Below are 22497 nucleotides of genomic sequence, written 5' to 3' on the forward strand. Positions count from 1 at the left end.
AAGGTGTCAGCCCACCGATGATTCCGCCGTCCGATGTTGGGGCGCTCCCGCCTCGCTGCCATGGCGAGAGCTGAAGTCGCCCAGGTGACCCACAGCAGGGACTCGTCCCGCACCGGGCCTGCCATTGGCATCGATGGCAGGTAATTCAGCCGACCGAAGCCTCAGTCCACCGAAGTGCGAGCGCGTGGATAGTCTCCCACTGATAACTATGACCCTCGCGGCGAAGTTCAACGAGCCGCACATGTTGGACAGGAACCTCCGCCACGGCAAGATCTCGCAGTGGGCGGACAGCGTCACGGACTGTTCGCGCGGACAAGCGGCGGTTGCAGTAGGCAATGCCGAGATGCGGGCGGAGTACCGACGTCGGCTGACGCAGTGGCAGCCCCAAACTTGTGCCAGCGGCAGCGAGGACTGCGTGGAGATGGAGAATGGGAGTCCAGGGCGCCACACTGTAGCGAACCGCGCCGCGCGAGGCAGTGAGTGGAATCGCATGGAGGGTAAACGCTTCGGGTGTACGAATCGAAACAGCGGCGGCCAGGGCGTCCAGTTGCTCTTGGGAGATCTCGCCAACACGACCGATGCGCCCGAGTGTCAAATGCAGTCCGTCTTCTTTGATGTCATCCAAACCCAGGTGACGCAGCGCGCTTTGACAATGACGAGCATGATCGATGAGTGCTGGAGCGTCGGGGAAAGTGAGCATCCAGTAATAGGCGCGGGTGTCAGGAGTCCATCCGGGACGGTCCCAGTGGTTCTTCATCTCTTCAACCTGGCCGAAAGCCGCCCACTCGTGCGCGACGATGGCCGACGCGTCATCCAGGTTGCTCGGAGGGATGGGAGGAAAGACACCAGGATCGGCCACGAGCTGCATCCAGCGCACCTCTCGTCTACACGGTTGGTCGAGCCATCCTGCCAGACCTCGCAAGCTCCTTCGCCTGCGGAGCAGACTGCCATGCCCGGAGTGCTTCTTCGTACTCCCGCACGGCCGGCACATTCTGCCAAACCGTAGCCCCAGCAAACAGGTCACCGGCTCGCTGAATCACAGATCGGATCGGTGGGCCACCACCAGCTTCAAGGACCTGGCGGCCAAGGGCCATCGCCTGCTCGACGTCCGCTTCGGGGCCGGTCAGCAGCGCGGTCGCGACGTCCAGACGGACCAGGGCTTGACTCCACGCGGAGTCGGACTGCTCCACCAGCTCGTCGATCTGCTCCGCGTAGGCGAGGACCCGGGGCGCATCAGCAAGGGCGACATGGACAGTCGCGGCGTTCGCCAGCGTGCGGGCACTGCCATACGGTTCGAAAGAGATGCACGACGTCAGCCCCGCTGGGGCCGAATGACGAGCACTGAGTTCCTCGGCGACGGCAATCGCATGGATCGCTCCAGACCGATCGCCGAGCTTGCCGAGCGCTCGCGCGCGCCCATTCGACTGGAGCCGAATGGCCTGCGGGTTCTCCGGTGCGATTGCCAGGCCCGCCTCCGCCCACTGCACAGCGTGGTCGTAGCGGCCAGCGTAGTAGGCATTGAGTGATCGCGTGCCATGGATCCACATGAGCAGCTCAAGGTCGGTGATCTCCTTCGCCAGCCCCTCTGCTTCCTTGCAGTACGCCTCCGCTACCGATTCGCGACCAGCGTTGACGGCCATGTAGCCGAGGAGAGCGGAGGCTTGAGCTGCCACTCGAAACAGGGCAGCGCGCTGGCGCGGCGGCTGGTGCCCGTCCAGCCGCCCCTGAACGAAGTTGCGCAGATCGACCGCTTCGGGGGCGAGCCGGTGGGGACCTTCAGCCTCATACCGATCGACCAGGTCGACCACGCCCTGTTCCAGCACCGAGACCGTAGCCGGATCGACGTTGGTGGACGTGGTGGCATTCAGCCTTTTAGCGATATCGAGCGGACTCTCCCATGCAGGTGTCCGCTGGCCCGGGGCGAGCTGGTAGTCGGACGAGGTGTGCCGCCCTCGATCTGCCGACTGCGCCGACTGCCGTGGGAGCGGCAGCGGAACGAGCTCAGCCGGCGCGCCCAGCCCTGAGAGGAACTGGACGATCTTGTCAATGTGCGTCAGCGTGCGGGTACCGGACTCCAGCATCGAGAGGTACGCCTGGCTAAGACCGGTGAGGTGCGCGAGGTCCTCCTGTCGAAGGGATCCCCGCCGTCTGACAAGGCGGCTTACTCGGCCAAAGTCCCAAGCAGTCAACGCTTCACGGACCTCTTCGTCGCGCCAAACCCTATCGGGCACGGCAGCAGGCACGTGCTGTGGAGGGCACACAGTCCGAGTACACGCCGCGCACAGACGCTCAGGGTTGTACTGGCTCAACGGGCAACCACAGTCGTCGCAACGGCGTTTCGCATGCACCGACACCTTGGTGGCCTCCCCAGAGGATGCGCAGCCTCAACGGCCCTTGATGGAACCTGAATTACACCAGTGATATCACCGAAGAGATGTGCGCATGAACGCTCTTGCGAAGAGTCTTGGGCTCGGTCACGGCCACGGCCAGACTGCGGCCCCGGTTCCCGCACGAGAGACGACACCGCCCGCCCGGTGAGGTGATGCCTGACGTCTCGACGAACACGAACTGGCGACAGCCGCGGCCACCAGCGCGTCAAGAAGGAGAAGTAGGTGGTCCCACCGAGATATACATGGATACCCGGCCTTATGCCCGATAGCATTCCGATTCGCCGTGTAAGCGGCTTTTGCTTCGATGATTCCGGCCGGGTCCTGCTACGAGAGATGACGGACCGCTGCGAACTTCCTGGGTGCGCGCCCGACCCGGCTGTGGGCGATGCAGACAAGGCCCTCATGCGTGGCTGCCGGGAACAATGGCGGATCTCGATCACTGAACCGATCTACCTGGGCTACCAGAGGGTTGACGAGCGCAACGGCACACCGCCGTATGCCGAACTCAGGATGGCGGCACATGTGACCGCCTTTCACCCGCTCGACGCCGATGCGAGCACGAGCCCTCGGTACCGGAGATTGCTCAGCCCGATCAGCAACGTTCCCGCAGTGCTCCACTGGGGCGTTGAGGGCCTCCTTCAGGCAACGGCCGCAGCGATCGCCGCCATGGATCTACTCCAACTGGACCTATCGGGCAACCACGATGAGGCGTACCGGGATTGATGGAGCCTGCCGTTGCTCACCACTGCGCGGCCGACAGCGACAACGGACTTCGCCGAACCCCTGACGCAGAGGTGTCCCATGAGAGGTGAGCACGCAATGACCGGCTCGTACGAGTTCCGCCCGGTTTACCACCCGGCCGGGTTTGACGATGCCCTGCGCGTGGCGGTGGAGGAGGTGCGAGCCGGGCGGTGGGTTGCGATGCGGAACCTGCTCGCCCAGACGGACACTGACTGGGCACTGCGGACCACGCGCACGCAGGTGCTGGGCGTGGTGGCGGCCGGGACGACGACGGTGGAAGCGTGGTCGGAGGAGGAGCGGAACAACCTCGATGCGCGTGTGATGTGGGCGCGCGTGCTGGTCCAGCGAGCGCGCCGCGCGCACCGAAAGCGCTACTACGGCGCCCACGATCTTGAGACCGTGGCACGCCAGGCATGTTTAGTCGCAGCCGAGGCTGTGCCGGCCGACCCGGTGCCATGGGTGTGCCTGCTCGCCCTGGCCCCTCTTGATGAACACCAGCAGCGAGCCGAGCACCGCGTCCAGCCGTGGGAGTACATGCTTCCACCCGGCCCCTGGGGCCTCCTCCGACGGGTCTGGGACCGTGACCAGCAGCCCCGTGAAGCGTTCCACCGCATGTTCGAATTCTTCAACGGCTGCATCACCGGCGCCGCGGCCTCGGCTTCGGCGGTCGACTACGGACGGTGGGTCGCCTCCTGGGCCCCCTTCGGGTCGGCGCTGCTCGCGCTTCCTCTGTACGCCTATGCCGAGTCCTACCGCCAGCAGCTGGACCAGGCGCGCCGCAAAGGACGAGAGGATCCGCTCCTTCGCCGGCAGTGGGCCGAAGACCCTGCTCGCGGCGATGCTCTCAAGGCGTTCCATCACTGGTTCGCCGTAGTCCCACACTCAGATCCGCTGAGGCGGTCGGTGGCCGACCTTTCTCACTTGGCTTTCGCATTGTGGGCTGCCCACCAGTACGTCGAGGCGGCGCCGGTATTCGAAGCTCTGGGACCCTACGGGTCCTTGCAACCGTGGGTCTACGTCGCCGACGATCCCCGTCGTCCGGAGTTGGCCGAGGCCGCGTTCGTGCGTGCTCGGAGTCAGTGCTTGCACGCGGCGGAAGCGTCGAGCTGATCAGTTGTCATGGGCGCAGCCAGCCCTGTGCGTGTTGCGCCGTTTCGCTCATCTTGGGGAGGATTTTCGTGTCCATCCGCAACCGCCGGCTCCGCTTGGTCGACCGGCAGTCGCAGGGCCTGCACGACGACGAATTGCTGCGCACGCTGGGGTACAAGCCGGTGCTCACGCGGCGCATGGGTCCGTTCGGCAACTTCGCCATCAGCTTCTCGGTCATCTCCGTCCTGTCCGGCTGCATGACGCTGTACGGCTTCGGGCTGAACACGGGCGGTCCCGCGGTGATGATGTGGGGCTGGATCGCGGTCGGCATCATGGTCATGTTCGTCGGCGCGGGCCTGGCCGAGGTCACCAGCGCGTACCCGACCTCGGGCGCCTTGTACTACATGGCGGATCAGCTCGGCTCGAAGCGGTGGGGCTGGTACACCGGCTGGCTCAACCTGCTCGGCCTGCTCGGGGCCATCGCCGGCATCGACTACGGAGCCGCGCTGTTCACCGGCGCCTTCGCCAACCTGCAATGGGGCTTCGAGCCGACGCCCGGCAAGACCATGGTCATCTACCTGTGCATCCTGCTCCTGCACGGCCTGCTCAACCTCTTCGGCGTCCGCCTGGTCAGCGTCCTCAACTCCATCAGCGTCTGGTGGCACATCACCGGCGTCGCCGTCATCGTCGGCGTGCTGTGGGCCGTGCCCTCCCACCACCAGTCGGCATCGTTCGTGTTCGGGAAGTTCGTCAACGACACCGGCTGGAACTCGCACTGGTACGTCGTCCTCATCGGCCTACTGCTCGCCCAGTACACGTTCTCCGGCTACGACGCCTCCGCCCACCTGTCGGAGGAGACCACCGGCGCCCAGATCAACGCCGCCCGCGGCATCGTCCGTGCCATCACCTGGTCCTGGATCGCCGGCGGCGTCCTCCTCGCGGGCCTCACCTTCGCCATCCAGGACTACAGCGGCACCCAGTCCACCGACACGGGCGTGCCGCCGGCGCAGATCTTCCTGGACGCACTCGGCACCGGCGGCGCGAAGGCGCTGCTGCTGATCGTGATCGTGGCGCAGTTGTTCTGCGGCAACGCCGAGGTCGCCGCCTGTTCCCGGATGGTCTTCGCCTTCTCCCGGGACGGCGCCCTGCCGGGGTCACAGTGGTGGCGGCGGGTCTCCGACCGCACCCGCACACCCGTCCACGCCGTGTGGCTGTCCGTCGTCGTCGCCGGTGTCCTCGCAGCCCCGTCCCTGTACAGCTCCACCGCCTACGGCGCGGTCACGGCCATCAACGTTATCGGCATCACCCCCGCCTACGCCATCCCGATCTTCCTGCGCCTGCGCAACCGCCGCACCTTCCGCCCCGGCCCCTGGACCCTGGGCAGCTGGGGCCCGTTCGTCGGCTGGATCGCCGTGCTCTGGGTAGCGTTCGTGACCGTGCTCTTCCTGCTCCCCCAGAGCTACCCGGTGACAGCCGACACCTTCAACTACGCCCCCGTCGCCCTAGCCGCCGTCCTGCTCTTGGCCACGATCTGGTGGCACGTAGCCGGCCGCCGCTCCTACGAGACCCCCACCTACGGCAACGCCCGCGAGACCGCCGAACTCGAGGAAGAGATCGTCTGATGGAGACCACCACGCCGAACCGCTTCACCGCCGCCCGCGAGCGGACCGCGGCAAGCCGCCTCGCGGGGCGCCTCACCATCGACGGACTCCGAAAGCACGTCCGGTCTGGGCAGGTGGACACCGTGCTGCTCGCTCTCCCCGATCTTCAGGGCCGTCTGAAGGGCAAACGCTACGGCGCACGGCACTTCGTCGAGCGCATCGCCACCGGGGATGCGGACATGTGCGCGTACATCCTGGCCACTGACGTCGACATGACCCCGGCGGACGGCTTCGCGCTGACCTCCTGGGACAGCGGCTACCAGGACCTGCGCGCCGTGCCCGACCTATCCACCATCCGCGCGCTTCCGTGGATGCCCCGCACGGTGCTGGTGCACGCCGATGCCCAGGACCATCAAGGACAGCCGCTCGAGGCGGCGCCACGGCAGATGCTGCGCCACCAGCTTGCACGGCTGACCGACCGCGGGCTCACCGTCAAGGCCGGTCTGGAGACCGAGTTCATCCTCTACCAAGGCAGCTACACCCAAGCCGCCGAAACCGGCTATCGGGACCTCCAACCCGTGGCGACCGACAACCTCGACTACGCCCTCGACCACAACCCGGCCCTCGACCGATTCCTGCGCCAACTCCAAGCTGCGTTAGAGGGTGCCGGGCTGCCAGTCGAAGCCATCAAGACCGAGTCCGCCCCCGGTCAAGTGGAAGTCACCTTCCCGTACGGGGACGCTCTGGCCGCCTGCGACGGACACACGGTCCTCAAGCACGCTGTACGCTCCATCGCCCAACGGTCGAGAATGGCCCCGACCTTCATGGCCGCTCCCGCGACGGGCCTGGCCAACGGCCTCCACCTCCACCTGTCTTTGTGGCGCGGTAGCCGCTCAGCGCTCGCGGTCGACGACACTCTCTCCCCGCTCGCGCTCCAGGCCATTGCTGGGCTGGTCGACTCCCTGGCTGACCTCGCTCCGCTCTACGCGCCCACCATCAACTCCTACAAACGGTTCACCAACGAGTCGTTCGCACCGACCCACTTGACATGGGGATTCGACAACCGCACCTGCGCAGTACGGATCGTCGGCCAGGGCGACGGCCTACACCTCGAGATCCGCCTCCCGGGAGCGGACGCCAACCCCTACCTTGCCCTCGCCGCCGCCATCGCTACCATCACGGACGCCATCGACCACGACATGCAGCCCCCGCCGCCGTTCACCGACAACGCCTACCAGGCGGACAACGCACGGAGCGTCCCCCTCTCGCTCCAAGAAGCACTCGACGGCTTCCGCGAAAGCCCGGTAGCGCAGAAAGCATTCGGCGCCGGTGTGGTCGAGCACTACGCACGTCTTGCTCAGATCGAACTCGATGCCCACCGCACCATCGTCACCGATGCCGAACTTCGAAGGTGGTTCGACAAAGCCTGAACTCGACTTCCCGGTGGTTCGGGCTGCCGGGACCGAGATTCTGGCAGCCCCACCTAAGATCCCGCAGTTCTGACCTACCGAAGGTGGACCTGCCTTTCATGAACGTACGTTTCGGTACCTACAACCTTTACAAGCTCGCCATACCGAGGGCTCAGGAAGAGCGGAACCGCTACGAACAGGTGGTGCGCAGCATCCGCACCATGGGCGTCCACGTTCTCGCCGTCCAGGAGATCATCGGGGCCGAGCCCGACGACGGCGCCAAGGTCCTGTGGCAGCTGGCCGACGACACCGGTCTGACCTGCACCACGGCGCCCGACCCGACCACCGGTACCTCCGCCGGCCCCGCGCTGGCCTCCAGCCAGCACCACTTCCACACCGGCCTGCTCTGGCACCCCGACCTCACCGCCGTGCCCGGCGGGTGGCGGGCCTATAACGGGGCGCCCGACTTCTGGCACAGCCTGGCAACGCTCGTCCTCGACGCCGGCGGCCCCCCGGTGAAGTTCGCGTCCTTCCACGCCGATCCCTTCCGCCCCGACTGGCGCTACAACGAAGCCCGCCGCGTCACCAGCGCGTTCCGCGCCGGTGTCCCGGGCGCCATCGGGGCCGACTGGAACGCGATCAGTGCCGACCACCGCACCGACGGCACCCTCTTCGACGACGATCCGTACACCGCCCAGGACCACATCGACCTCGAGTACCAAGTCGAATGGCGGGAGGATCCCACCGCGCCGCCGAAGGCCGACCGTCGGGCCAGCGAAGTCCTGCGCCGGGGCGGCCTCCTCGATACCGCCGCCGTCCTCGACGTGCCCTGGGAGCCGACCACCGGGCACTGGACGGACGGCCAGGGCGACCCGGACCGGTGGGGGCCACGGCGCATCGACACCATCCGCATCACCGACCACCTCGTCCCGGCCCTGCGGGCGCACCGCACCGTCCGCACGCCCGACACCCTCGCCGCATCCGACCACCTGCCCGTCGTCGTGGACCTAGCCCTCGCGGAGGTGGCCGGGTGAAGGACTTCTGGGAGACCCACCACTGGCCCGAAGGGGAACGGCGCGCCCACTGGCACGTGCTCTTCGACGACCAGCCGGCCGTGCACGCCTTCGTCCGCGACCATGCCGAGCTGCTCGGCCGCCATCGCGAGCTCGCCCCGGTCCCCGTCGAGTGGCTGCATGCCACGATCCAGTCCATCGGCCCCCTCTCCCCCGGCCAGGCCGACGCCGTCGCTGCAGCCGCCCAGTTGGCAGCGCGGGACATTGCGCCGTTCGAGCTCGAGGTCGGCCCCGCCCAGGCCATCCACAACGGCGTCATCGCCGCGCTCTACCCTGAGGAGCAGATCTCCGCCCTCTACCGGACCCTGCGGCAGGTCACGGAAAGCGTCCTGGGCACCGGTGTGCTGCCGTCTCCGCGGGACTCGAGGTTCTGGCCTCACATGAGCCTGGCGTACAGCGGCGCCCACTGGGATGCCGACGCTCTCGCCGAGGCGCTGGTCAAGCTCCGCCCGCCCCGGGCCCGGATGACCGTGACCCGGGCGGTCCTGGTGGACCAGCAGCAGCTCTGGCGCGACCGGTACACCTGGACCCCGATCGCCGAAGCTCGACTTGGCCAAGGCCCTCGGCCGGACGCTGTACCGGCCGCCGCCCGAAGGGAAGGACACTGACCATGAGGAAGTTCATCCCGCAATTCCAGGGGGCCGCGTGGGCCGACGGTATGCGCGTCCTGCACGCCTACCTCCTCCCGGACCTGACGGTCGACCGGCATCTCGCGCAGCTCGTATCGGCCTGCCGCGAGGCGATGCGGCCGTTCCCGATCACGCTGCTCGGCAATTCACGGCTCCACGTCACCGTCGAGATGGTCGCCGACACCAGCTCCGGCAACATTGGCCCGGACGAACGCGCCGTGCTGGTCGACGTCCTGGAGCGGCATCTCACCGGGGCGGCGCCGTTCCGGGCGACGGCCGGCTCCCCAGTGGCCAACAAGGCCGGCGCTCTGCTGGATCTCTCCCCCGACGGCCCCTTGGAGGACCTGCGAGGACGGGTCCGAGATGCCTTCCGCGAGGCCCGCGGCCCCGAGGTGGTCCAGCATGATGGAGGCCGACATCACCTCTCTCTCGGGTATAGCTGGGGTACGGCCGACAGCGATCCCCTCCAGAGTGCCCTGCGGCGTATCGCGCCCAGCCACGCCGTCTTCCACGTCAACCGCGTGCACCTGCTGGACGTCCAGTTCCGTGAACGCGCCCGCGAGGACGGGAACACGGCCTGGGAGATCTCCTGGACGCCGGTCGCCGCGATCCCGCTGACGGCATGACCCGCCATCGTCCGCCGTAGGGGCGGAACGGCGGTGGAGGTGCTTCGCCGTATCCGCGAGACTGCGGGCGACCCCACGTGATCTGATGCGTTCCAGGCCCGGGCGCCAGTACCGCTCGGGTCCCCGTCCGTGATCCGGGAGTTCCGTTCCCGGGTCGTGCATCTGCCGAGAGGAGATGGGCATGAGGAAGTCGACGGCCGGTGACGGGCCGTGGCAAGCGGCTCTTCGCCGGGCCACGGACACGGCAGCCTCACGCCTGGGCAGCGTGGATGAGGACTGCTGGGACGACGTCGCGATCCGCGACATCATCGCCGTGACCCTCTACGCCCTCCATGTGCGCGACGGCCGCGACGTCGACGACGTGCCGTGGGCGTCGGTGCTGTGGTGGCTGTGGGACGACGAGCGCGTCATCACGCTGGTCGAGGAGACCATTCCTGGCACCGGCGCCGCCATGGGCTCTGCCGGTGGTCCGGGCGCCTCGGCGGATCCGGTGGTCGCGCGGTGGTGCTGGTTGAACAGGACCTGGGATCCCGACGCACCCCTGCATCGCCGTAGTCGCACCTCCCGGCCGGACGGCATGCCCCAGCAATCGCGGGGCCTCGGCCAGGAGCTTCTGCCCGCGGTGGAGGCGCGGTGGGAGGGCATGAGCCGGGGCATCGCCACTGCTCTTCCGGACCCGGCCATCGAAATCTGCACCCACTGGGCCGCCAGTGCCGTCGCCGCCGCCCTCAGCGCCGCGAACGGCGGATACGACATCCACCAGCGCGTCCGCGCAACGGCCGGCCCCTTCGAGGGCCAGGCCGGCTATGTGTCCGACGTCGGCTGGGAGTTCGACGACACGGCGCAGCAGGTGATCGGGCCCGCGGGCTACGTGGTCGACTTCGATGATGTCCAGGGCACCGTACGCGTCGACGCGGAGCACCTGGCGCCGGCGACCGATTACCGGTGGCCGCGGCGGAGTCCGGGATCGCTGAAGAACGGACCGCCGACCGGACTGGACGACCGGCTGGCCCAGATCCCGCACCCTACGTGTGCCGAGGACCTGGACGTCCTTCTCGAGCAGGCGAGCAACCCGCACAGCGTTCCGGAGGAGCTGCGGCAGGTGATCCGGGCCGCGCATCAGCACCACCATCTCGACGTCCGGCGGCAGGCCATCCCCCGGCCGCACCGGGCGACGGTGCAGACGGTCCTGCACTGGTACCAGCTGGCCGAGCACTATCCCGGTGGCGCGGAGGACCGTGCCGAGGTGTGGGAGGTGAGGGTCACCCGGCATCTGCACGACGAGGAACCCGTTTGCTCGCTGGCGCTGGACCGCAAGGAGGCGGAGGCGCTTGCCGAGCGCCTGTTGCGAGCGTCGTGACGGCACACGGTCCCAGGTCAGGGACCAGGGGCTGCGACGAGGTGGGCGAGCAGGAGGGCGGTGGCGCTGGGGGCATCGGTGATCCGGCCGGCGCGTACCGCGTCGACGGCCTCGTGCAGCGGCCACCGGAGGACGGTCATCCCGATCTCCGTGTCCTCCCTGGCCTGCCGCCCGGGACGCAGCCCGGTGGCAAGGAAGAGGTGTGTGCGTGCCCTGGTGGTGGAGGGTAGCGGGTCGACGATGCCCAGGGGGCGCAGGTTGTCCGCAATGAGCCCGGTCTCTTCTTCCAGTTCCCGCAGGGCCGCGGTACGGGGGTCCTGGCCGTCCGTTCCACCGCCGGGCAGGTGGATCATGCGCCGCTGTGGGAGATAGAAGTCGTCCTCCACGAGCACCACGTCACTGTTGTCGTCGAGCGCGACGATCCGGACGCCGTCGGCGACCGCAATGTGGTCGTACACGCCCGGGCTGCCGTCGGGCCGGAGCACGTCGTCGCGGTGCAGGGTGACGAACGCTCCCCGGTGCAGGACCTGCGTCCCCATGCGTGTCCATCCCATGCTGCCAGGCTCCCTCGTTCGTCGCTCACCAGCGCGGTGACGGGGACGTGTTAGAAGGACAGGGACCACATGGGTGCCAGCGCGCGGTCGAGGCCCTGGATGAAGCCGGGGCCCCATCGCGTGAACGTGTCCTCCCAGACCTCGTCCGGCGCGCCGTCCGGCGGCCGGTGGTCCACGCGCAGTCGCTGCCACTGGAGGGCGACCGGGTCATCCGGGTCGTCGGGGTCGTGCCCCGCCGCTCGCAGCCGCCGCTCCCATTCCTCTCCCCCCTTGCTGAACCGGCTGCCGGGGTCTCCGCGCAGTTCCTCGACCTGGACCCGCGTCACCTGCGCCGGGCTGATTCCCTCGGTCTTCGCGATCACGTACAGAGCGATCGTCAGGGCCGCTGCGCCGTCGGCGAGGAGTACGCCGTCGATGTTCGTTCCTCGCCCCTCCCACAGGGGTCCCACCAGCTCGATGGTTCGTTCCCAGGAAGCCTGCCAGGCTGCAGGGCCTCCTTCGCCCTGCCACTCACGCAGCTGGTCCAGAATCAACGGCATGACGGTGTGTCCCCCTCGACGTTGAGCGTACTGCCCGGCGTGGCCGCCAGCGCGTTCGGTGAAGTCCCATGAGACCACGGAACCGGAACGGTGATCCGGGCATTGCGCCCACCGGATCCAGCCACACGTACCGCGAGCAGCCCATCACGGAACAATGCGCGCAAAGTCGCCTGTCCGACGGTGCCCTCAGCGTCATCAGCGGCCCCGCCTTGCTGCTGGCGTCGGCCTGCTGAAACGCTGGCCCCGCACGGCATCCGTCATCACACCGCGGCAGCCCCCGGGAAGAGGGGCTCCGCGATCCGCACCCTGGGGGGGCACGGCGCTCGCATGCTGATCCGACAAGCCGAGTTCAACGACGCTCGAAAACTGACCGGCACGCTGGTCAACGATCCGAACCTGTGGTCCGCCACCGCCTTGCTCGTCGAGGACGGCCTGGCTCGCGACGCCGACCGCCTCTCGCCGTTGCTGGCCACGTGGTCACAGATCGCCATAGCGGCCACGGGCGCCTCCGGCCCACTGTTCGCCGGGGTCACCGACCCGGAAGCCCGCTGGGTGCACCTCGGGCGCGACCTGTGCGACGCCGCCTGCCAAGGCGAGCCGGCCGACATCACGAGCGCCGCGGGACGGTGCGCTGCCGAGCTGGCGCCGGACGAGCGCGCGCTGCTGGTCGAGCACCTGGGCCAGCACATCTCCGATACGCTCCGCCTGACCGGCGGGCTGGAAGAGCTGCTGGAACAGGACAAGGCGCACGAGGAGTTCGCCGCCGCACCGAACGCGGGGTGGGTGAGCGCCGCGGCCTGGACGATCTGCGCCCTGACCGAAATGCACCATGCCGAAGCCGACCGGGCCATCACCCGTCTCGTCGCCGACGAAGGACACGGCGCCGACCTGTGGCGGACGTGGGCACAGGTGGCTGCTTCGATCATGTCGCCGGAGTACCTCAAACGCCTGACCCCGTTCCCGCAGGACTCGGCCACCTATCCCGTCGGACTGCCCCAGCGCGCGGTCGAGGCCGTCCACGGCACGACCAGGATGATCAAGCGCGCTCAGGCGGAGTTCGCCGCCCAGTCCCAGGACGATCAGGTCATGCTGGCCTTCGAACTGGCCATGATGATCGCCGCCGTCCGTGCGCAGCCCGCCCGGAAGGCGGCGCGCCAGGCCGAGCGCGTGGTCGGCCATGCTCCATTGAGCACGGAGCAGGAGGCGATGCGCAGCGTCGTCGGGTCCCTCATGGACGAGCTGCCGGATGGAATCGTCGAGCGGACGGGCCGGATGCACGCTCTGTCGCGTCGCGCGGTCCTGGCGTTCATCGACGAGGACGCCCAGACCCTGGCCGCGGTCGTGCAGCGGATCGCCTCGTGGGACGACGATCCCGGCCGGCTGCCGTATCCGCAGCCGCGCTTCCAGTTCGCCGCCCGGCAGGCCCTCGCGCTGGCCAACGACCTCTTCTACCTGGCGGAGACGCACGGCGCCCACATCTCCAACCGGGCCGCCGCCGGGGGCGCCAGTGATCTGCTCGCACGACACGCACCGGCGGAACACCGGGCGGCCGCGCAGCATCTGCTGACCGCCATGAACGAAGATGGCCACGACGCCGAGTTCAGCCCGACGGCCGGGGACGAGGCTCCCGGGCTGCTGGCGTTCGCCGCGACCGCCGCCTGGCTGTGCGTCCACCCCAAGGTCCACCGCTCCCGGGAATCCGCCCGCCTGGCCCTAATCCAGGAGATCCGCGAGAGCGAGGCCAAAGCCCTCAAGACGCCCGACCGCGAAATGATCACCGAGATCAGCGACCAGGACGCCCTCGCCTTCCTCAACCAGCTCTACGACGGGGACTACCCCCTGCCCCGCGATGCCGGCGAACGGGCCGTGTGGGAAGCGGACATCATCGCCGTCGTCAAGCAGCACCTGCTGGAAACCCCCGCCGACGCCACCACGCCCGAGCAGAAGACCGCCCTGCATGAACGTGTGAGTGCCATCCTGCGTGCGGCGGAGGGCACTCCTCGGCGCACGCCACCGCCCCCGGACCGCACCGGTGTGGTCCGTACCCAGCCGAAGAGGACGTCCAAGCGCAAGCGCAAGTAGGCGCCAGCACCGGCTCCTCCGACCACGGGCCGCCCGGCCAGCCGGGCGGCGGCTCAGTTCTCGAACAATGGCCCGAGCGCGTCGTGGGACCGTTGCTGGGCATCGGCGACAAGGTCCTCGGCACGGTCGGCCAAGGTCACCTGAAGCTGGCCGCTGCTCATGCGGGCGAGAACGTCCCAGGCGCTCAGGCCCACCGGGACCCGCAGCTGGCCGGCGTGCGCGACCAGCACCTCGTGCGCCGTCCACGCCGCCCATTCCCGCACCTCCCGCCCGGTGCGCTCGAACGACTTCCACAGATGGCGGACCTCTTCCAGGGGCCCGCGCTCCGGCCGCTGCCCGACGTCGGAGATCACCTGGTTGAGGAGTTCGTCGACCTGGTAGAGGCCGCCGAACCGGCCGGGCAGGAGGTCCGCGGCCGGCATCAGCGGGGTACGGGGGACAGCGGACCCGTCGGCGGGGTCGTCCAGGCCCTCGGCGCGCGCCGTGACGAACAGAGCCAGGGTGACCAGGCCGTTCACCAACGGCAGCCGCCCGGCTTCCCCGGTATCGACCCCGCTCCATGCGGCGGGCGTGCGGACGCGGTGCCAGTTCACCAGGGCGCCGGCCCACGTCGAGCACGCCCCCCATACCGTGGTGAACGTCCGGTCCGCGCCGAACGGCGCCTGCTCATCCTTCAGCTCCAGAACGCGCACCCGGTCACCGGACACCAGCAGCGGCTCGAACTGAACGCCCTGGTCACCCGTGGCCCCCAGTCGCACCAAGTACGAGGGTGGCGGGCCGGAGTTGACATCGCGGGCTTCGTCATCGAGCTCCCACGCGGGAAGGATCACCGTGGCGGAGCCGCCGTCCTCCTCACCGCCGACGATCCGCACCCGGGTCTGAGGAGCGAGGCCGCCGCGCTGGAGGGCCAGCGCCGTGTTGGCCGCCATGAGCGCCCAGTCGGTCCCGATGTCCACCGCGGGATCCGGATGCTCGCGGCGGTACACGCGCTGCAGGCCGTCCCAGAGCGGCGCACTGCCCGGCGCAGGATGCTCATGAGCGTGCGCCGCCTCGGGCCAGGTCCGTGTCAGCCACAGCCATCGCGCCACCACAGGATCATCCGCGGCCCCGGCTGCGTCCGGGGCGCTGTCCGTGCCCGCGGCGAGGCGGTCGCCGACCAGCGGGACGACGAGAGCACGCAGGTGCCCGGGGCCCTGCTGCAGGTGCCACAGCAGCGTTCCGAGACCGACCGCACCGGCCCCGCCCTGGATACTCTTCCCCAAGGCCGCGAAGGTCATGGACAGGATGCCGGTGACCGCCGTCCATTCCCACGTGCCACGAGGATCATCCGGCTCCCCCAGGTAACTGGCGGCCACCTCCGAAGCGCGCTCGCACGCCCGCTCCCATTCCTCCATCACATGTCCTCCCCTCCTGCCGGCTGGATTCTGGGCAGCCGGTCGGCTATCGGCAGATCGTAGGGCTGCCTGCTGTCGCGGGCCGACGTCGGGTGGGTCGGAGCCGTGACCACCAGGGCTGGTACGCAGCAGCAGAGCGGACCAGTTTCGTCACGGCAGTCAGGGCCTCTTTACCTGCCGGCGTGTACGCAGCGGAAGGGAACTCCTGCAGTCCCGCCGCGTCGCGCAGCACCATCACAAGACGGCTGTCCATCCGGTTGACGTGCCGGACTCCCGAGGCGACGAACGCCGCCGTGATCGCACCACCTGAGATGACAGCGATGGACTCACGCGAAACAGCGAGCGGCGCGAGTGCGGTGTCCTTCCCCGGGTCCGCGCTCAGAGGCAAGCGAAACGGTTCGCTCTGATCAAGCGCCCGGAGCAGATGAAGATCGCAGACGTTCGGTCTCCAACGCCTGGCCTCGGCCTCAGCTCTCAAATGCTCAGCCCTGAAGCGCAGCTCCCGCAGCGATCCAGCCCCCAGCCCATTCAACATGCGCCGATCTTGGCATGCCGAGCACACCGAACAGCACCCTTCGGGCGTATCCGGGCCACAGGGCCTTCTACTGCGTGAATACCGGCAAGGATTCCAGTCCCCGCATGAGTCGTGTGTGGCGCCACCGGAGCTCTTCGGCGGCTACGGCGAGGCGTAGTCCGGGGAATCGGGTCAGGAGTGCGTGGAAGGCGATCTCCGCCTCGGCCAGGGCGAGCGGCGCGCCGAGGCATCGGTGGATGCCGTGTCCGAAGGCCAGGTGTCCCCTGGCATCACGGTCGATGTCGAGGCGGTCGGGGGTCGAGTATTGGGCGGGGTCTCGGTTGGCGGCTCCGGGCGAGATGAGCACCGGGACTCCGGCGGGGATCTCGGTCTCGCCGAGGGTGAGTGCCTGGGTGCTGTACCGGAAGGTGGCGATGCCGACGGGCGAGTCGTAGCGCAGCAGCTCGCCCAGCATGCTGCTGATCCGACCGGGGTTGGCGCGGACGCGGTCGAGGAGCTCGGGGTGCTGGAGGAGCGCGAGGATAGCGTTGCCGATGAAGTTGGTGGTGGTTTCGTGGCCGGCGATGAGCAGGAGGACAGCGAGGGAGACGAGTTCGTCTTCGCTGAGCTGTTCTCCTCCGTCGCGGACGGTGATGAGGTTGCACAGGAGGCTGTCGTCCGGGGCGCGACGTTTAGCCTCGATGAGGTCGGCCATGTAGTCGGCCACGGCGTGGGAGGCGGCGTCGATCCGTTGGGGCTGTCCGGCAGCGAAGAGGTCGTTCGACCAGGTGCGGACCTGCGCGCGGTCGGCCTCGGGCACGCCGAGCATCTGGCAGATCACCGTGATCGGCAGCGGGATGGCCAGGGCAGCCACGAGGTCGGCTTCGCCGTCCGTCGGGAGGTCGCCGAGGAGACGGTCGACGGTGTGCTCGATGTACGGGCGCAGGCGGGTGACGGCGCCGGTGGTGAATGCCTTGGTCACCAGGCGACGCAGCCGTGTGTGCTGGGGTGGGTCGGTGGCGAGCATGTTGTGCGCGACCGCGGGGTGCAGGTTGCGGTTGGAGCGGCGGCTGGCGAAGAACCGTGCGGTGTCCTTGGACAGTCGCGGGTCGGTGAATGCTGCCTTCGCCTCGGCGTAGCCGGTCACGAGGTAGCTGGGCCTGTCTGCGGAGCCGGTGGTCACCGGGGTCACGGGGGCTGTCGCCCGGAGTTCGTCGTAGAAGGGGTAGGGGTTCTGGAGGAACTCGGGGCAGGACAGCGGGTCGCTCATGGTGTGGGGACGGCTTCCTTTGCGTGTGCGGTCTCATGGGTGGTCGCGCGGACGACGTCGCTGTTGGCGTATGCCTGGGCGACGAGCAGCAGCCACTCGGTCTCGGCCTTGAGGTTGCCATCGCGTTCATCGGTGCCGGGTGCGGGCCGGGCGATGTCGCCGTTCGGCTTCAGGCCGCGGTGCTTGGCTCTGACGGCGTCCTTGAGCACAGCCGCTTCCACCGTGGCATACCCGCGGAGGGTGTCGGCTTCACCGAGCTGGGCCAGGGCGTGTCGGGTGGCCTGCTGGACGCGTCCGGAGCGGTAGGCCCGCAGGGTCAGGATGCCGTCGTTGATCTCGATGACACGGCGGTGGAGGAAGAAGTCCGCGTCCTCTTCGGCTACTTCGCCGGAGCTGGTGGGGGTGAGCACGATGTCGGGGCTGACTTCGACGAGCTCGCTCCACAAGGGTGCGAGAGCCTTGAAGGAGCGTGCCTCCCAGCGCTTGCGGGCCAGTTGACTGATGGGCCAGGCCAGTGCCGGCAGAGTCAGTCCGAAGACGACCAGCAGCACGCCGATGGCCGGCGCGGCGACACTGAACGTGCAGCGCACGGGGGTGACGATGCTGGAGCACTGGTAGTTGTGCGTGATCAGGCCCAGGTCGAACCCGAAGGACAGCAGGGTGAAGATCTTGTAGCCGCAATACACCAGGGCGGAGGCGCAGCCGGCGGACGCCATGCGAAGTCCGATGCGCTGGCTGGGCCTGCGGGAGCGGCAGGACTGCTTCCAGGTCTGGACGAGGAACTCGCCGACCGTGATGCCCAGGTAGGTGATATAGACGAAGACGTAGAGTGCGTAGAGCTGGGGCGAGAACCGGTCCGTTTGCCCGGCGATGAACAGCCCGCTCATCACACAGACCGCGGATGTGAGGTAGATCAACCGCAGGCGGATGCGTCGGCGTGCCGTATCAGGGTCGCTGAGCTGGAACATGAACGCCAGCACCGCGGTGGCGGCGGCCAGGCTGGCGCAGTTGCTGACAAGCCGGGAGGCATGCGGCACGATCGACTCGATGACGAACCGGCCGGCCGGAGCGTACGCAGCGAAGGCCACCCAGAGCGAGGCGAAGATGGCGACCATGGCGTTCGCGCCCACAGGCCGCCGGTTCGAGCGGCGGCCCCGGACGAACCAGAAGATGGCCGCCAGCATGAGGATGTCTGCAGTGGTGAAGATGAGGCGAGGAGTCACAGGCTTTTGCGCTTCTTCTGGGAGGAGCTGGCGAACAGGGCTTCCCAGCGTTCAGTTCGGTCGTGGGGTCGGCTGGGTGGTAGTTCCCTGCCGCGGTAGATCCGCTGACGAATGACGGTGGCCATCATTTCCGCTTCGCGCTCGTCGTCGTTGCGATAGCTGGTGCGGCCGGACATCCGCTGTACGAGCGTGGGGTTGAGGCCGAGGACCTGGTCCGCGCCGTCACCCAGCGACAGGGTGCCCGGGTGGTCACACAGGACGTGGCCGATTTCGTGGGCGAGGATGTGCATCTGGTGGAGAGCAGAAGTTCCCCGTTCGAAGTACAAGACGTCGGCGGTGGCAGTCTCCACGCGGAGGCCGCACGGCAGGTCGCCGGTGACCGTAGTCTCCATCGGACGGAGCACGATCGGCTTGCCCCTGAGTTCGGCGACGGCGTCGCATAGCTGCTGGGTGCCGAAGCGGTGGGGAAGGTTCAAGCGTTCGAGCCGCTCCGAGCAGTCCATGCGGAGCCGGTCGTCCATGTTCTCCTCCAAGCCCCTCTGCAGGGCCCATCGGCGTCGTTCCGGGCTTCCCGGTCCGGGCACGACGCGTGGGTATTGCACGCCTCGAAGGCGGCGGTCGCCAGCGCTCACCGGCGCGTAATGCGGCCGTGTGGCGCTACCGCTGGTGCCGCTGGTAGGTCAGTGGCCCATGGCGACGCCGCCGTCGACCGGGATCACCGCTCCGGTGATGTAGGCGGCCTCGGGGCTGGCGATGAACTGGACGGCGTGGGCGATCTCTTCGGGTGCGGCTGCGCGGCGCAGGGGGATCTGCTCGAGGATGTGCTGCTTGCGCTCGTCCGGCAGGGCGGCGGTCATGTCGGTGTCGGTCAGTCCGGGGGCGACGATGTTGACGGTGATGCCGCGGGAGCCGAGTTCCTTGGCCAGGGAGCGGCCGAATCCGACAAGGCCGGCCTTGGAGGCGGCGTAGTTCGACTGCCCTGCCTCGCCGGCGAGGGCGACTGCGGAAGCGATCAGGACGATGCGGCCCTTGCGGGCGCGGAGCATGCCTCGGGCCGCTTGTTTGGCGACGCGGAAGGCTCCGACGAGGTTGGCGTCCAGGACGGCGAGGAAGTCGGCCTCGTCCATGCGCAGGAGCAGGTTGTCCTTGGTGATGCCCGCGTTGGCGACGAGGACCTCGACGGGCCCCTGCTCCTGTTCGATCGCCGCGAAAGCTTGGGCGACCTGGTCCGAGTCTGTGACGTCGCAGCGCACGCCGAACAGTCCCTCCGGCGGCTCGCCGCTGCGATAGGTGACCGCGACCCGGTCCCCCGCGGCCGAGAGCGCGCGGGCAATGGCCAGTCCGATCCCCCGGTTTCCCCCCGTGACAAGAACAGAGCGCGACATTGCAAATTAAACTTTCTCGAATTGAACTTCGGTGGCAGCCGATCGCTCAATGACCAGCCCCTGCATTCTGCACCTCCACAATCGCCACTCGGAGTGGCGACAGTCGGTGTGATGCTGCCTGCGTTAGACCATTCGAGGACTCCTCGCGTACAAGATCTGTTAACCCCTACCCTCGCCATGACCTCGCCAGTTAGCTCGCGCATCGACCATTCTGGGGGGACGATCAGAAATGACCGCTGCCCTTGCGTACAGAGGGAGGACCGGGACCACCATGGAAAACGGTGACAGACATCTCAAAGGTGTCAGGCCGTCAGAGAACGAGCTTGGGCAGCTGCTCGTCTCCTGGCGCGAAAGGCTCGACCCGCGGAGGATCCCCGGCATTGATACACAACGACGCCGCCTGAGATCCGGACTCACTCAGCAGGAGGTGGCCACCCTGACGGGGGTGAGTGTCACCTGGTACCGCAAGCTGGAGAAGGGCGAGCAGGCGGATTTTTCGGACGCCTTCCTGCAACGGCTGACCATGACGCTGCGTTTGGACGAGACCGAGCGCGGGGTGCTGTTCCAGCTGGCCGTAGGCCGGACGCCCGAGCCGACCCGCCTGGCCGTGGACACGGCGGTCGACGAGAGCATGCAAGCCCTCCTGGATACCCAGCTCCCGAATCCGGCCTACGTCACCAACCTCTCGTGGGACATCGTCGCGCACAACGATCAGCAGGCGGACTGGTTCCCCTGGATTCCGTACGAGCGGAACAGTATGCGGTGGGCCTTCCTCTACCCGGAGGCCCGCGAGCAGCTGGTCAACTGGCGGGACGACTGGGCGGATCCCTTTCTCGCGCAAATCCGGGTGGCCATCGCGCATAACCCGAAGAGTAAGGAGCTGGCGAAGCTCCGAGACGACATCCTCGCTGGAAACGCAGAGGCGGCCGAGCTCTGGAAGGAGAACCGGACCCAGGTACATCCTGATGGGGATATCCGGCGCCTGCGCCTTCCTTACCATCAGAGGGAAGAGGTGCCAGTGAAAATCATGGCCCTGGCCCCGTTGCGCAATACGCAGCTGCGCTTCATCGTGCTCATGCGCGATTGGACACCGAGCCGGCCATAAGCCAGCGCAGCCGTCTTACCCCGGGCAGGCTACTGGCTGAGATCCAGACCGTGCGCCGACTCACCGTCGGACAGCCCTTCGAGGCTCCGGGCCTGCTCGATGAGCGCCGTGACCATGCTCAGGCTGTTCCCGGACAGCCCCTTCGCACGCAGTGCGACGCGCCGCACCTCCTGGTCCCGCATCGCGGCGACCAGCGCGATCTCGGCTTCCGTCCGCTCCTTCGCTGCCTGGTCGAAGAAGTACCCGGGCTCGACGCCGAAGAAGTCGGCGAGGGCCTTGATCGTCGACATCATCGGGTTCTTCTTCTGCCCGGCGCGCAGCTGCGCGATCGCGCTGGCGGAGATGCCCTTGCCACCGTTCGCGGCAGCCTTGGTGATCGCCTCCGCGACCTCCGCATTGGTGTACGAGCCGCGCCCGGGTGGGTGGATCTCCTGGAACAGGTGCTCCAGAAGCTCAGCGAACGTCTTCTCCGAACCGTCTGCCATCTCCGCCCTCCCCTCACCCGGGTCACCGGTCAACTTAGCGATCACCACTCCAGTGTAGCGCCAGCCCGAGGTCGGACACTCCAGTTGACCGAGCGGTGTAACTGGGGTGTAAGTTTTTCACGGCTCGCGACACCCAAGTGTTCCGTTGCTGGTCAGACGGGTAGCAACCGCTGGACTGTGGTGGAGGGCTGACCGTATGGTGCTGGTCCCCGCGGCCAGGGAGGTCCGGGGAGAAAGGGTGATTCGCGCGGCGCCACGACAGACGCAGATACGAGTTGGCGCCCGAGAGCGGTAACTCTCAGGCGCCAACCACAACGACACTCCCGCCTCTGCAAAGGCGAGGAGGTCACAACCAGAGCCGATCCGGACCCTTTGGACGAGGCATCCCGGACGGCCCCACTCGAAGGGGCGATTGTTACATGCCTGCTCACCAGCAGGAAACCTCGGCGGACCAAGCCGTCGGCCTTGGCCTGCACGCCGGGCGCCGCGCGGCTGACGGGGGCTGCTGATCATGGCGCGCATCCGCACGATCAAGCCGGAGGCGTTCGTCTCCGAGTCCCTTGCCGCCTGCACGGTCACCGCCGAGCGGACGTTCTTCGGGCTGCTCACCCAGTCCGACGACCACGGGCGTCACCGCGACCATCCCGCGATCATCGCGGGCACGTTGTGGCCGCTGCGTCCCGAGCACACCCCGCTGGACGTCGAAGACGATCTCCAGCAGCTCGCCAGTGCCGGGCTGATCTGCCGGTACACCGGATGCGACGGGCGCGGGTACCTGCACATCGTGGCCTGGGCGAAGCACCAGAAGATCGACCGGCCCAGCGCTTCGCGCCTGCCCCTGTGCTCCGCCCACGATCAGGACAAGCGATGTGGCGCCTGCAAGGGCGAGTGCGGCCAGGCGCCGCGAGCTGACCACGCGCCGGCGCCCTCGGTCCGCGTCGTCGAGGACTCGGTGCCCCCTCCCCGAGGACTCGTCGAACCCTCGACGAACATTCGACGAGTCTTCGCGAGCCCCGCACAGCCCTCGC

Annotated in this window: 20 protein-coding genes and 1 pseudogene; 11 read left to right on the forward strand and 10 right to left on the reverse strand. The window is 68.2% G+C overall.

Annotated elements, in window-relative coordinates:
• Nucleotides 1-145 precede the first annotated feature (145 nt).
• Together K6I34_RS00520 and K6I34_RS00525 are read right to left on the reverse strand one after the other, a co-directional pair.
• The gene (locus K6I34_RS00520) at nucleotides 146-868 is read right to left on the reverse strand and encodes a 2'-5' RNA ligase family protein (RefSeq protein ID WP_229321969.1); all 723 of its coding nucleotides are present in this window, start codon (nucleotides 866-868) and stop codon (nucleotides 146-148) included.
• 16 nt (nucleotides 869-884) lie between these two features.
• Nucleotides 885-2261, reverse strand: a complete 1377-nt coding sequence (locus tag K6I34_RS00525; protein WP_308293945.1) for a helix-turn-helix transcriptional regulator — start codon at nucleotides 2259-2261, stop codon at nucleotides 885-887.
• 387 nt (nucleotides 2262-2648) lie between these two features.
• Here K6I34_RS00525 and K6I34_RS00530 point away from each other — a divergent pair, with 387 nt between their 5' ends.
• From K6I34_RS00530 to K6I34_RS00565, 8 genes are all read left to right on the forward strand, one after another.
• Complete coding sequence (locus K6I34_RS00530) at nucleotides 2649-3113, forward strand: hypothetical protein (protein ID WP_229321970.1); 465 nt, start codon at nucleotides 2649-2651, stop codon at nucleotides 3111-3113.
• 96 nt (nucleotides 3114-3209) lie between these two features.
• A complete protein-coding gene (locus K6I34_RS00535; protein WP_229321971.1) occupies nucleotides 3210-4241 on the forward strand; it encodes a hypothetical protein in 1032 nt (343 codons plus the stop codon).
• A 95-nt stretch (nucleotides 4242-4336) separates the two neighbouring features.
• Nucleotides 4337-5842: an amino acid permease gene (locus tag K6I34_RS00540; protein ID WP_238487818.1), complete on the forward strand. Its 1506-nt coding sequence runs from the start codon at nucleotides 4337-4339 to the stop codon at nucleotides 5840-5842.
• Nucleotides 5842-7251, forward strand: coding sequence for a glutamine synthetase family protein (locus tag K6I34_RS00545; RefSeq protein WP_229321972.1), 1410 nt, complete (start codon nucleotides 5842-5844; stop codon nucleotides 7249-7251). The genes K6I34_RS00540 and K6I34_RS00545 overlap by 1 nt, the downstream gene beginning before the upstream one ends.
• A gap of 98 nt (nucleotides 7252-7349) precedes the next feature.
• Nucleotides 7350-8264: an endonuclease/exonuclease/phosphatase family protein gene (locus tag K6I34_RS00550; RefSeq protein WP_229321973.1), complete on the forward strand. Its 915-nt coding sequence runs from the start codon at nucleotides 7350-7352 to the stop codon at nucleotides 8262-8264.
• A complete protein-coding gene (locus K6I34_RS00555; RefSeq protein ID WP_229321974.1) occupies nucleotides 8261-8911 on the forward strand; it encodes a 2'-5' RNA ligase family protein in 651 nt (216 codons plus the stop codon). Before K6I34_RS00550 ends, K6I34_RS00555 begins: the two co-directional genes overlap by 4 nt.
• 2 nt (nucleotides 8912-8913) lie before the next feature.
• The gene (locus tag K6I34_RS00560) at nucleotides 8914-9558 is read left to right on the forward strand and encodes a 2'-5' RNA ligase family protein (RefSeq protein ID WP_229321975.1); all 645 of its coding nucleotides are present in this window, start codon (nucleotides 8914-8916) and stop codon (nucleotides 9556-9558) included.
• Between the two features lie 181 nt (nucleotides 9559-9739).
• Nucleotides 9740-10918, forward strand: coding sequence for a hypothetical protein (locus tag K6I34_RS00565; protein WP_229321976.1), 1179 nt, complete (start codon nucleotides 9740-9742; stop codon nucleotides 10916-10918).
• 17 nt (nucleotides 10919-10935) lie between these two features.
• Here K6I34_RS00565 and K6I34_RS00570 read toward each other — a convergent pair whose 3' ends face one another.
• Both K6I34_RS00570 and K6I34_RS00575 read right to left on the reverse strand, forming a co-directional pair.
• Nucleotides 10936-11472: an NUDIX domain-containing protein gene (locus tag K6I34_RS00570; protein ID WP_229321977.1), complete on the reverse strand. Its 537-nt coding sequence runs from the start codon at nucleotides 11470-11472 to the stop codon at nucleotides 10936-10938.
• A 50-nt stretch (nucleotides 11473-11522) separates the two neighbouring features.
• A complete protein-coding gene (locus K6I34_RS00575) occupies nucleotides 11523-12011 on the reverse strand; it encodes a hypothetical protein (RefSeq protein WP_229321978.1) in 489 nt (162 codons plus the stop codon).
• Between the two features lie 327 nt (nucleotides 12012-12338).
• Between K6I34_RS00575 and K6I34_RS00580 the strand changes: the two genes are divergently transcribed.
• Nucleotides 12339-14093 carry a hypothetical protein gene (locus tag K6I34_RS00580; RefSeq protein ID WP_229321979.1) on the forward strand — a complete coding sequence of 585 codons (1755 nt, stop codon included), beginning with the start codon at nucleotides 12339-12341 and terminating at the stop codon, nucleotides 14091-14093.
• A gap of 53 nt (nucleotides 14094-14146) precedes the next feature.
• Here K6I34_RS00580 and K6I34_RS00585 read toward each other — a convergent pair whose 3' ends face one another.
• The 5 genes from K6I34_RS00585 to fabG form a co-directional block, all read right to left on the reverse strand.
• Nucleotides 14147-15490 carry a hypothetical protein gene (locus K6I34_RS00585; RefSeq protein ID WP_229321980.1) on the reverse strand — a complete coding sequence of 448 codons (1344 nt, stop codon included), beginning with the start codon at nucleotides 15488-15490 and terminating at the stop codon, nucleotides 14147-14149.
• 599 nt (nucleotides 15491-16089) lie between these two features.
• A complete protein-coding gene (locus tag K6I34_RS00590) occupies nucleotides 16090-17271 on the reverse strand; it encodes a cytochrome P450 (protein ID WP_229321981.1) in 1182 nt (393 codons plus the stop codon).
• The gene (locus K6I34_RS00595; RefSeq protein ID WP_229321982.1) at nucleotides 17268-18494 is read right to left on the reverse strand and encodes an MAB_1171c family putative transporter; all 1227 of its coding nucleotides are present in this window, start codon (nucleotides 18492-18494) and stop codon (nucleotides 17268-17270) included. The genes K6I34_RS00590 and K6I34_RS00595 overlap by 4 nt, the downstream gene beginning before the upstream one ends.
• On the reverse strand, nucleotides 18491-19015 hold the full coding sequence (locus tag K6I34_RS00600) for a hypothetical protein (protein WP_058043951.1): 525 nt from the start codon (nucleotides 19013-19015) through the stop codon (nucleotides 18491-18493). Before K6I34_RS00600 ends, K6I34_RS00595 begins: the two co-directional genes overlap by 4 nt.
• 159 nt (nucleotides 19016-19174) lie before the next feature.
• The gene (gene fabG, locus K6I34_RS00605) at nucleotides 19175-19879 is read right to left on the reverse strand and encodes a 3-oxoacyl-ACP reductase FabG (RefSeq protein ID WP_229321983.1); all 705 of its coding nucleotides are present in this window, start codon (nucleotides 19877-19879) and stop codon (nucleotides 19175-19177) included.
• A 271-nt stretch (nucleotides 19880-20150) separates the two neighbouring features.
• Between fabG and K6I34_RS00610 the strand changes: the two genes are divergently transcribed.
• Nucleotides 20151-20984: a helix-turn-helix transcriptional regulator gene (locus K6I34_RS00610; RefSeq protein WP_229321984.1), complete on the forward strand. Its 834-nt coding sequence runs from the start codon at nucleotides 20151-20153 to the stop codon at nucleotides 20982-20984.
• Between the two features lie 29 nt (nucleotides 20985-21013).
• On the opposite strand, the gene K6I34_RS00615 is transcribed toward K6I34_RS00610, so the two are convergent.
• A complete protein-coding gene (locus K6I34_RS00615) occupies nucleotides 21014-21469 on the reverse strand; it encodes a helix-turn-helix domain-containing protein (protein WP_229321985.1) in 456 nt (151 codons plus the stop codon).
• A 511-nt stretch (nucleotides 21470-21980) separates the two neighbouring features.
• Here K6I34_RS00615 and K6I34_RS00620 point away from each other — a divergent pair.
• Nucleotides 21981-22497, forward strand: a pseudogene (locus tag K6I34_RS00620) (hypothetical protein); the annotation flags it as partial.

Origin of the sequence: Streptomyces sp. UNOC14_S4 (genome assembly GCF_020740835.1) — a bacterium.
Taxonomy (GTDB): domain Bacteria; phylum Actinomycetota; class Actinomycetes; order Streptomycetales; family Streptomycetaceae; genus Streptomyces.